Consider the following 11,170-nt stretch of genomic DNA (forward strand, 5'->3'; position numbering starts at 1 on the left):
GATAAATTCAATCACTTAGCTGTAGTCAATATCATTTGAGAGTTGAAGGCAGAAGAGAATTAGTAACAGATTGTTACTTGTAACTATATAACAACAAAAAGGTTTTTCTTACCTAATAACCACTAAGTTGCATAAAGCCAATGGCAGAATCTGAACCTTTGGCCGTAACTGACCCTTGCCATTGTGGTACGACGAAATTCACCCAGTTATCTCGCTTACGAGCATTAATAACCAAGTCGATATTTTGGCTGGGGATTTGTAGATTCCAGGATAGAGGCACACGAGTTCCTGACGCAAATTCCGTATAGTTGAGTGCCTTAAGTATGATGTCCTCCGATGGGATGTTAATGATGTTACCTTTAATATCAATCAAAGCAGCCGTGGTATAGGGCATATTGTCTTTGTAACGATATTGGCTCACCTGTAGCGCTTCAGTATCACTCAGCCAAAGAAGAAAGTTATCTTCGCCGACATAATTTGCACCAACAAGCTCACTACCCCACTCTTTACTTAACCAAGCGCGGCCTGTCACTTTCAGCACCTTACCATCTGATAGGGTCAACTCTCCTGTTGATGCAACAAACGGCGATTCAAAAGTATAAGATGCGCGAGGGAGTAGATCATGTTTGGCGTGGTAGCCATTTTCGCCAATAAGAGCATATGGCCCGGTTTGTTTTAACTGAAGATTCACACTGAAGTTATCGCTGGATAAGCGCAGATTCCCAGGCAGTGGCTGATTAGACAGAGAACGCCAAGACCACTCATCAATCCAAACGCGAAATGGACGGCTAAGACCTCCCGCCTGACCGATACCACCACGAGCGATGCGCTGATCGGTAAACATTCCTAAATGGCTATTCATCACTAAATTTGCGATGTAGATCTGTGGATCTTGCCAACCCGTTGCAATACGGTCATCGCTGGCATAGCGAAAAAAGCGCCATCTTAGCCAGTATGCCTGACCGGATTCGTCTTTCAGCTGCACCACCATTTGCCACCATTCATGTTGGAATTCAGGATGAAAACGGAAGTCTCTTGGTAACTCAACCTCTCGGTCGGGTAAAACAGGTTCAAAAACCTTACGACCTGGAGAACCAAATACAGTATTGATATAGGTCGCTTTAGTCACACTGGGCTTTGACTCGCGTGATTCCGTTAGCCAAATTGAAGTGCTAGCGACCACCACTACCAGCAAGCATGAGAAAATAAGCTTCTGCATACGATTCATCTATAACGCATCCCTTAACGAATGAATCGGTGTATTACGTATCAACTTCAGCACTGGTAGCGCTCCTGCAACTACCAAGGCCAACAGAGACCACAAACATGTGGTGAGATACTGCCATGGGACAATCTGCAGTTGTAAAGACCAACCGAACGACTGCTTGATCACAATATCCACAATCAGTTGCGCCAGTGCAATACCAAGCGGCATAGCAATAATGGCAGAGATAAGCCCAAACACCAGCAACTGTAAGCCACCCATTAACACCAGCTCTTTTGCGGAAATACCCAGACAGCGCAGCAAGGAGGTATGACGTTGTCTAGATATTTCCCCTGCTATTGTTGCAAAGAAGATACCAAACACGGCAATCACCAAGGTGATATTGCCCAGGGTGTCTGCAATCGCAAAAGTACGATCAAAGGTCGTCATCGCTTTAGCGTGAATAGACGTGTTGTCGTAAATCCGTTCACTGTTTAACCTAAATGTCGATTGCAGGCGTCTTTCGACAAACAACGATTGAGACTTATCATTCAGTACCGCTCCTAACGCCACATCACCAGAACCTTCTAAGTTGGCTAGCCAACGATTTTGCGATAACAATACTTGATGATAAGGGTTTCCGTAATCATAGTAGACACCAATCACGTGCCAGTTCCCACCCAGTGGCGGACCTAAATCGACATAATCGCCCGGACGAATATCCAACTTAAGTGCCATAGATTCGCTGATCATGACACTGCGAGAGTGGTGAAGATTATACCAATAGTTAGGAACAGCAATTTTAACAGTTAACGCGTCGCGTTCACCTTCTGAGTCACCCGTACTAACCACTTGCATCATGCCATGATCTGTCGGGATCTCCTCTTCCCAGCGCCACCAGACGCGATCAACTTCGGGTTGAGCTTCCAACCATTTACTCATGCGAACTGCATTATTATTGGTTGGATAGACGTAAATATCGGCCGCAAGCCTTTGGGTTAACCATCGGTCAGTAGTATCTCTAAAACTACCAACCATAGTCTCAACCCCCATATTAGCAGCCATAGCTAACATGAAAGCCATATTGGCAACACCGCGGTAGCTCATACTGGCAGCTGCATCCGCAAAGAACCAACGGACTTTTACCCAGCGGAGAGAGTACGAGAATAACGTGAAGATTTTCCAAGTAATAAACGGCGTAATCAATGCAACACTTAGCAACATCAAAACAATGATGGCATAACCTGAGTTCTGCGACTTAGGTGCTTGATAAATAGCGACTGCAGCCACACAAAATCCACATGCTACAAACGCTTGCCATGTAAACTCTGCTCCGGTAAATCGCATTAACGATAGACGAGCAGAAAGTCGAATAGGTTGAGATTTCAAAAGTCTGACTAACGGCCAGCCACACGAGACCACAGCACCAGTGAACGCTAATAAGAAGCTATAAAGGCTCCATTGCCAGCTCCACTCAATGCTCAAACCAATGTTCGCATCATAAAGATCATTCAAGCTCTGTGAGACTGCTGGAATCAACTGATTTGCCAATGCTAAACCAAACAGGTTGCCACCAAGCCAGCTTAAGAACACTAAAGCCGCCAGTTCAAGACACAAGGCTTGAGTCAACTGCCACCCCGAGACACCGACTTGGCGCAGACTACCAACCAAAGGCTGACGCTGAGCTAAAGACAACGACATCGCTTGATAGAAGATAAACAGGCCAACAACGAAAGACAGCATACTCATCGCAGACAAGTTGGTATGGAATGCTTTAGTGAGCGACTCCAGTTCTGATTGTGAGCTGCGTGATAACGTCATACCATTTGGAATCATCTTACGAAGATTCTCAAGTTTGGCTGCACTCATCTCACCACACGCAATGACAGACAACCCAGACGATTTTTTCATCGCACGGACTAAAGACATATCCGCTAAGATACGCGTGCCGCGAATACCTTTCTTAGAATCAATCTTGATAGGGCCTAACTGAATCCCATTATTGAGCGTCAACGTATCACCATTTTGCCAACCCTTAAGCTCGGCAAGATCATGACTCACAATAATTGTCGTCGGGACTTTTATCATATCTTGCGATGCGATATCGCCAATAGTGACGACATTACGCAGCTGCAATAAAGAAATTGGATCTACACCAACTAGGTTAAGTTCCAAACCATCGACTGTAGTTACTTTTTGGATATCAAAAGGAACACATTGTTTGAACCCTTCGCGGCGCAGTTGGATATAGAAGCCTTGCGGAATTTTGGTTTCTGCGTGCTTAGGGCGAATGCGGTATGGAACGGGATTAGCGAAAAGTTTTTCACCGCTTGCGTAAGCCTGTTTAGCGTGGTGGTTTATAGCCGTAACGCCAACTAATAACGATACACCAAGCGTTAAACCAAGCCAGACGAGAAGTATTTGTAGCGGGTGGCGACGATAATGGCCAAGTAGTGCTTTAACTACGGGCCATAACATGAAGTTGCCCCCCTTGAAGGCGGATAGAACCGTCCATGTGAGAAGCGACTTTTTCACTGTGGGTGACGACAAGCAAGGTACACTCTAGATGTCTTGTGAGTGAAGTAAGAAGTCGCATTACCGCTTCAGCGTTACGCTCATCCAAGCTACCCGTTGGCTCATCGGCTAGCAGGATTTTTGGCTCCATATAGAGCGCGCGAGCAATAGCCGCACGCTGCTGTTGCCCCCCAGAAAGCTCTTCTGGATAACGACCAAGCAACGCCATTAAATCTAAAGCGGATAAAATCTGACGCCAAAGCCCTCGATCTTCTGGCAGTCCTTTAATCTGTCTGCAGAATCGAATATTGTCAGCAATATTAAGAGTTGGTAGCAAATTGAACTGCTGAAAGATATGACCAATGTTATTTCTTCGATAAGCCGTTCTAAGACTTTCTTTTGCGTCATGCATAGCAAAATCGGGGTACCAGATTTCCCCAGAATCGACCTTATCGATGCCAGCGATTAAGTTAAGTAGTGTACTCTTACCCGAGCCACTTTCACCCATCAATGCCAGTTGTTCACCTTGCGACAGTGTTAGCTCTGCACTTTGCAATACAGGATGGAATTCTCCACCGTCAATATAGCCTTTACAAAGGTCTGACAACTTAAGCATTCAATCTCTTCAATCACTGGTAAATTTGGAGTGTGAATCTACACTAAATTTGCAGTTCTAGGAAGCAAATTTGGCCATAAAGCCCCTACATTGAGTCGGTTTAGCTCAATTTCGATTCAAGATATCGTTTTTTAAAAGAATTGGAATTTGGAACATATACGCGTGAAAACACCCTAATCAGCCATCATGTATTGTAAACAAATGAAGATAAACTAGAAAAATGTGTTAAATTTTATAGAGATAACAATTAAGAGAGATAACGGAATATGAAGCGCGTATTGGTATTAGGGGCGTCGGGTTATGTCGGTTCTCAGCTCATTCCTATCCTACTGGACCAAGGCTACGAAGTAACAGCAGCGGCTCGTCAAATAGACTACCTAAAAAGCCGTGTCGTCCCCCACTCGATGCTTAAGTTTGAGTATCTTGATCTCGCTAATCGAGAAGCCACAATGGCACTCATTCCTAAGTTCGATATCGTTTATTTCTTGGTACATGGTATGGCTCATGGCCATGACTTTTTGGACTACGAGCTCTCTCTTGCTCAAAACTTCAAAGATGCGCTCGATATTAGTCATGTTGAACACGTCATCTATCTCAGCGCAATTCAACCTCAAACTGGTAATTCCGAGCACCTTGCAGCCAGAAAAGCAACCGGCAAGCTTCTTCGTACCAGTAAAGTGCCAATTACCGAACTGCGTGCAGGTGTTATTATAGGCCCCGGCTCTGCCGCTTACGAAATCATGAGGGATTTCGTCTATAACCTACCTATCTTAATCGCCCCCAAATGGGTGGACTCCAAAGCGAATCCTATTGCTTTACAAAACCTCAATTATTACCTAGTAGAACTGGCTAAAGAGACATCACCCGATTCAATTATTTATGAGGTTGGTGGCCCCGATACCTTGTCTTACCGCGAGCAGTTCGCCGTTATTTGCAGCAAAATAAACAAACCACTACGACTCTGGTCAACGCGATTTCTTACACCTAAACTCGCCTCATACTGGCTCGGCGTTGTAACTTCGGTTCCTTCAAGCATTGGCAAAGCACTATTGGCGGGGCTAGAGCATGACTTTATCGCCGATTCTCAAGCAATCAGAGCTCGTTACCCACAAGATATGGTTTCCTACTCTGACTCAGTCTCAGAGACCATAGAAAAAGAAGGTACCTTTGTTCGTAGCAATGTTTGGGGCTACGACCCTGCGGCATTAACGCGATGGCAAGCAGGATTTGGCTATTACCCAAAGAAGACTGGGGCCAGCTATTTCACTGATAAATCCACTGAGCAGCTTTGGGAGGTCGTCAAACAAATCGGCAGTCCGAAAGAAGGCTATTTCTTTGCTAACACACTGTGGCGCACTCGAGAATGGTTAGATGTACTGTTTGGTGCAGGAAGACCAATAAGGCGCTCACCTGAAGGACCAGAATTAAAAGTGGGTGACTTTATCGATTCATGGAAAGTCATTCGATGTGACAAGCCGCATTTTCTGTCACTATTGTTCGGAATGAAAGGCCCTGGACTGGGGCGACTGGAATTCACCATTACTGATCATGGCGACAAAAGAGAAATCAACGTGACTGCGTGGTGGCACCCGCAAGGATTCAAAGGGCTGCTTTATTGGTTTGCAATGATGCCTGCACACTTGTTCATTTTTAAAGGAATGGTAAGGGCGATCTGTCGCAAAGCCTAGTCGTTACAAATACTTCAACCTCTATGCTTTGCGACAATTATGCTCTCATACCACTAAGCTTTAACTTAAGCTTTAAATGACAGAGGGATTTCAGCTAGCTGTGTCCCTTTGTTCATTGGATAAATAAGATATTCGCCGTGATACTTTACTTTCGATTTGTAATCAGTGCGTTTGTGGAGCATAAAGCCAGCCTCGTACGCTTTAGTCACAAACTCCGCATGATTACCACGTACAAACCAACTCATCGGCTTCACCAAGTTTTCTGCATCAAAGCAGTCGTCACACTGATTCGCGCACAGTGCGAAAGAGTTATGACCATCGGTGAAGAATTGAACTTTACTGCCATCAGTCAGAACCTCTGAGGTGCAGACACCCCAACCCGCCGCTTCCATGTCTTCAATAAACTGTTCAATCTTTGCATCAGTTACTGGCTGTACGTCACCAGAAAAAAACTCAGCATAGTAAGCAGAAATGCGCTTAAACAAAGGTTCAAGCATTGAATCATTACCCTTGGAACGCCCAGATTTCTGCCATTGAATTAGGTTAGCACTGGTCGTTTTCCCAAAACGCTGAGTTTTTATCGCTTTTGTTACCCATCGAACAAGAAAGTGATTGTTAGTCACTGGAGAATTAATCAACTTGCCTGAAGCATGCTCATTCGCCAATTCTTCTAGTGCACAGTTTACGACTTTTTGGATCTCTGAATAGTAGTCAGACATTATGCTTTTTTCCCAAACGTCCAATATAAGGCGGCGGATAATACCGAACAAATAGCCATTAATGCAATCATAGGCCAAACTGTTCCACCCGGAAGCATTGCCACAATCGCCCCAATGACTGAGCCAGTACCAAATCGCAATGTTCCTGCAAGGGAGGAAGCCGTGCCCGCCATCGTTGGATAACCGCTTAACAACAAGCCCATTGAATTACTACCGATGGTCGACAGCGTACCAATAAATAGCATAACGAAAGGAACCGTACCCCAAACCCCAAGATCTAAAATACCACTCGCTAACAGTCCTAGACCGGCGAACAGCTGAATGCTTAGCCCAAAACGAAGCATGCCATGTAAGCCAACTTTCTTCACCATACGGCCATTAATGCTGGTCATGATGATCATTGTGACAATGTTCAGGCCAAACAGATATCCAAACTGATCTGGCGTCACACCATAGATATCAATATAGACAAACGAGCCCGCGGTAAGAAAGGCAAACATACCAGCAAACGAAAACGCTCCAGAGAAGATCAGTCCCATCGCGACCGGATTCTTGCACAACCTCAGGTAGTTTCTGATCGTGGTTCGAAAACGAAGTGGCTGTCTGTTTTCTGGCGCCAAAGTCTCCGGAATTTTCCAAAGTACCGCTGCTATTACCACTACAGAAAATGCTGTCAGCACCCAAAATATCGAACGCCACCCAAACCAGACCGCCAAATGGCCCCCTATCATAGGCGCAACTAACGGAGCCAAGGTAATGACCAAGGTGACAAAAGACATGGTACGCGCGAAATCTTCCTTATCGAACATGTCGCGAACCACTGCTTGGATAATGACCGCTGCCGCTGCACCCGCAAAGCCTTGGGCAGTACGAATATAAGTTAAAGATTCAATGGTTGTCGCGGTGGCTGATATCGCTGAAGCAACGCCAAAAAAGAACACGCCAAATAGCAGGATCGGCCGGCGACCAAAACTATCAGCGAGAGGACCATGTAAAAGTTGGCCGATAGCAAATCCGGCAGTGTATACCGTTAATGTAATCTGAACAGCCCCGGCTGTTACCCCTAAATCTTGTGCGATAGTTGGCATCGCGGGCAAGTACATATCGATAGCAAGAGGCGTTAACGCGCCTATGGCTCCGAGAACTAGGAAAAGAACTAAACCTAGTTGAGGTATGTCGGGCTGCGATACTGGTTTAGAACTCATATCGCTCCTAATGAAATCTTTATTTGTGTGCGATCCGTGCCAACAAATAAACAACCTAGACTCAATTATCCCATTGAGTGATGTGAGATAGCGCAACAACAGAGCGCTATCTTCGGGGTAACCGTAATATAAGGAAGGCTCTCAGAGTTCGAGAGTAATGACTCATTACGGGTATTACTTTTACTCTGGACGAGTAGACGTTTTATCTATCAAAACAGTTTATTAGTATTACTTTTTCCAGACAGAGTCAATTTCTTCTTGAGTGAGATATCGATACTCTCCTGGCTCAAGCATTTCATCAAGAACAATGTCACCGACGCTTTCACGATGTAGACCTTCAACTTTATTACCTAGCGCCGCAAACATACGCTTGACTTGGTGATATTTGCCTTCGTGAATGGTTAATAACACTTCTTTTTCATCAATAATTTCAAGTTGTGCTGGCAGAGTTGGCGCTTTCTCATTTCTTAGCTCAATGCCCTCTTCGAATGCCTTGATGTAATTATCTTGCACAGGGTCTGCTAACCATACGCGATAAGTTTTTGCACATTTATGTTTCGGTGAGGTAATTCGATGAGACCATTGACCATCGTCTGTAATTAACACCAAACCTGTAGTATCAACATCTAAGCGACCTGCAAAATGAAGGTTCTCCATTTTGACCTCATCGAGCAACACAAACGCAGTGTGATTAAAGCCATCTTCATGAGAACAAACAAAGCCATCTGGTTTGAATAGCATGATATAGCGCGGCCCCTGCATGCGGACCTCTCTATCTTGCCATTCGACACTGTTATCCTCAGAGACTTTAAATGCACCGCTCTTTTGTACTACGCCATCAACGGTAACATCACCGGATTTAATGATTTTTGTTGCTTCTTTACGTGTTGCGCCTAAAGCGTCACACAAAAACTTATCTAAACGCATGAATACCTCGTTTTCATTTCGTGAGGTATTATAGAGCGGTTTTTTGAAATGTAGAGTAAAACTGAGCCGTATGTACACGCTTCGCCCCTACCAAGCCGATTCTGTTAAAGCTGTTATCCATTATTTCCGCAAAAACGACACCCCAGCGGTGATCGTATTGCCCACTGGGGCTGGAAAAAGCTTAGTTATTGCCGAACTTGCAAGGCTAGCGCGAGGTCGTGTTTTGGTTCTAGCGCACGTTAAAGAGCTCGTAGAACAAAATCACGCAAAATACGAAGGCTATGGACTCAAAGGCTCTATTTTCTCTGCCGGCTTAGGTAGAAAAGAGACATCCGAACAAGTGGTGTTCGCCTCCGTTCAATCAGTAGTTAGAAACTTGGATGCATTTGCCAATCAATTTTCACTGCTTGTTATCGACGAATGTCACCGTGTACCAGAAACCAAAACATCAAGCTATCAAAAAGTGATCAGCCACCTATGCGAGATTAATCCTGGAATTAAGATCCTCGGTTTAACCGCAACCCCCTATCGTCTTGGCGTTGGCTGGATCTATCAATATCACACCAAAGGACTGGTTCGCAGCGACGAAGCTCGTTTCTTTAAAGATTGTATCTTCGAGCTTCCTATCCAATACTTGCTCGATGAGGGCTTTTTAACACCTGCGAAACTCATCGACGCTCCAGTCCTTAGTTACGACTTTTCTCAGCTCAAACCTACCAGTATGGGTAAATACAAAGAATCTGAAATGGATCTTGTTATTGAGCAATCAAAGCGCGCAACACCGCAAATTGTGGAGCAAATAAAACGCTATAGTGAAGACAAACAAGGTGTCATGATTTTCGCTGCGACGGTTCGTCATGCGCAGGAAATCCTGTCGCTGCTACCGAGTGAAAACAGCCAAATTGTCATTGGTGATACGCCAACGCCTGAGCGCGACGCTATCATCAGTGACTTCAAAAATCGTAAGATCAAGTTCTTGGTTAACGTTTCGGTTTTAACTACTGGATTCGATGCGCCCCATGTTGATCTGATTGCAATTCTTCGCCCAACCGAATCCGTCAGTTTATATCAGCAAATCGTTGGCCGTGGTTTACGATTATCAGAGGGCAAGTCAGAGTGTCTCGTTCTAGACTATGCGGGCAACACGTACGATTTGTATCAACCTGAAGTCGGCAACCCTAAACCTGATTCCGATTCCGAAATTATCACCATCCCCTGCCCTGCGTGCGGGTTCAATAATGACTTCTGGGGTAAACTCGATGCCAATGGTTTTTTAATTGAGCACTTTGGTCGCAAATGTCAGGGCTATTTCACCGACGAAGAAACCGGAGAACGTGAACACTGTGACTATCGCTTTAGAGCCAAGTACTGCTCTGAATGCGGCGCGGATAACGATATCGCCGCGCGAATCTGCCACGAATGCGACGCCACTTTGGTAGACCCAGATAAAAAACTCAAAGAAGCCCTTAACCTCAAAGACGCGCTAGTCTTCGAATGCACCGACATGAACCTTGTTGTTCATAAAGATGAAAAAGGTAAAAACAGTCTCAGAGTTAACTATATTGGAGAGAACGATGCCCAAGTCAGCGAGTTTTGGTCGTTAAATACCAAAAAGCAGAAAGAATCGTTTCTCGCTAAGTTTGTACGCCCACATTTGGCCGACAAGCATCGTGAGTTTGATGCCACTTCGCCAACAAAAGTCGTGAACAATCAACATCGTTTCCGATTGCCCGCGTTCGTCATAGCCAGAAAAAGTGGTCGATTTTGGAAAATGAGAGATAAAGTCTTTGACGACGAACTGAACTAATCACTGTTCAGCTTTCATTCATGTTTACAAATGTATATTTTAACTATGTTGAAAATATTGGGTCTCCGCCATGCTAAATAAAACCAAACAGACAATATCTATCGTCTCGCTCTCCCTATTATTGGCAGTACCGCTTAGCGCCCATGCCGAATTTTTCTCAGACTCAAGCAAGCCAAGTGGTCACGACCTCGTGCAGGATGTGCAACCGGATGGTGCCCGCATTGAGTTTGAAGAGGACCAAGACGAGGTCTATGACGCTGTACAGCAAGGGCTTATCAAACCGTTTTCTGAGTTGTTTGCGACGGTAGAACGCGACCTCAATGGTCGAGTGATCAAAGTCGAACTAGAAGAAGACGACGATGAGTGGATTTACGAGCTAAAATTGCTTCATGAACAAGATGTTATTAAAGTCGAATATAACGCCACCACACTGGAGATGATGGAAATCAAAGGCCATAATCTTCAAAGAGTCATAAGAAAATAAAATAGA

General features: G+C 44.8%; 9 protein-coding genes. 3 read left to right on the forward strand and 6 right to left on the reverse strand.

Annotation, left to right across the window (positions count from 1 at the left end; all coding sequences use genetic code 11):
* Positions 1-112 precede the first annotated feature (112 nt).
* From OH456_RS17780 to OH456_RS17790, 3 genes are read right to left on the reverse strand one after another with little or no spacing between them, the layout of a single operon-like run.
* Complete coding sequence (locus OH456_RS17780) at positions 113-1,228, reverse strand: lipocalin-like domain-containing protein (protein ID WP_006074743.1); 1,116 nt, start codon at positions 1,226-1,228, stop codon at positions 113-115.
* Positions 1,229-3,682, reverse strand: coding sequence for an ABC transporter permease (locus OH456_RS17785; RefSeq protein ID WP_006074744.1), 2,454 nt, complete (start codon positions 3,680-3,682; stop codon positions 1,229-1,231).
* On the reverse strand, positions 3,663-4,334 hold the full coding sequence (locus OH456_RS17790) for an ABC transporter ATP-binding protein (protein WP_006074745.1): 672 nt from the start codon (positions 4,332-4,334) through the stop codon (positions 3,663-3,665). Before OH456_RS17790 ends, OH456_RS17785 begins: the two co-directional genes overlap by 20 nt.
* 266 nt (positions 4,335-4,600) lie before the next feature.
* Here OH456_RS17790 and OH456_RS17795 point away from each other — a divergent pair, with 266 nt between their 5' ends.
* Positions 4,601-6,022: a DUF2867 domain-containing protein gene (locus tag OH456_RS17795; RefSeq protein ID WP_270033981.1), complete on the forward strand. Its 1,422-nt coding sequence runs from the start codon at positions 4,601-4,603 to the stop codon at positions 6,020-6,022.
* A gap of 65 nt (positions 6,023-6,087) precedes the next feature.
* Here OH456_RS17795 and OH456_RS17800 read toward each other — a convergent pair whose 3' ends face one another.
* The 3 genes from OH456_RS17800 to rsuA form a co-directional block, all read right to left on the reverse strand.
* The gene (locus OH456_RS17800; RefSeq protein WP_270033982.1) at positions 6,088-6,741 is read right to left on the reverse strand and encodes a DUF2913 family protein; all 654 of its coding nucleotides are present in this window, start codon (positions 6,739-6,741) and stop codon (positions 6,088-6,090) included.
* Positions 6,741-7,946 carry a Bcr/CflA family multidrug efflux MFS transporter gene (locus tag OH456_RS17805; RefSeq protein WP_270033983.1) on the reverse strand — a complete coding sequence of 402 codons (1,206 nt, stop codon included), beginning with the start codon at positions 7,944-7,946 and terminating at the stop codon, positions 6,741-6,743. Before OH456_RS17805 ends, OH456_RS17800 begins: the two co-directional genes overlap by 1 nt.
* 228 nt (positions 7,947-8,174) lie before the next feature.
* A complete protein-coding gene (gene rsuA, locus OH456_RS17810) occupies positions 8,175-8,873 on the reverse strand; it encodes a 16S rRNA pseudouridine(516) synthase RsuA (protein ID WP_270033984.1) in 699 nt (232 codons plus the stop codon).
* Positions 8,874-8,943: 70 nt separating this feature from the next.
* Here rsuA and OH456_RS17815 point away from each other — a divergent pair, with 70 nt between their 5' ends.
* On the forward strand, positions 8,944-10,680 hold the full coding sequence (locus OH456_RS17815; protein WP_062459370.1) for a DEAD/DEAH box helicase: 1,737 nt from the start codon (positions 8,944-8,946) through the stop codon (positions 10,678-10,680).
* A gap of 70 nt (positions 10,681-10,750) precedes the next feature.
* Positions 10,751-11,164 carry a PepSY domain-containing protein gene (locus OH456_RS17820; RefSeq protein ID WP_031497177.1) on the forward strand — a complete coding sequence of 138 codons (414 nt, stop codon included), beginning with the start codon at positions 10,751-10,753 and terminating at the stop codon, positions 11,162-11,164.
* The last annotated feature ends 6 nt before the right edge of the window (positions 11,165-11,170 follow it).

This window comes from Vibrio sp. La 4.2.2 (assembly GCF_027586995.1).
Classification (GTDB): Bacteria; Pseudomonadota; Gammaproteobacteria; order Enterobacterales; family Vibrionaceae; genus Vibrio; species Vibrio mediterranei.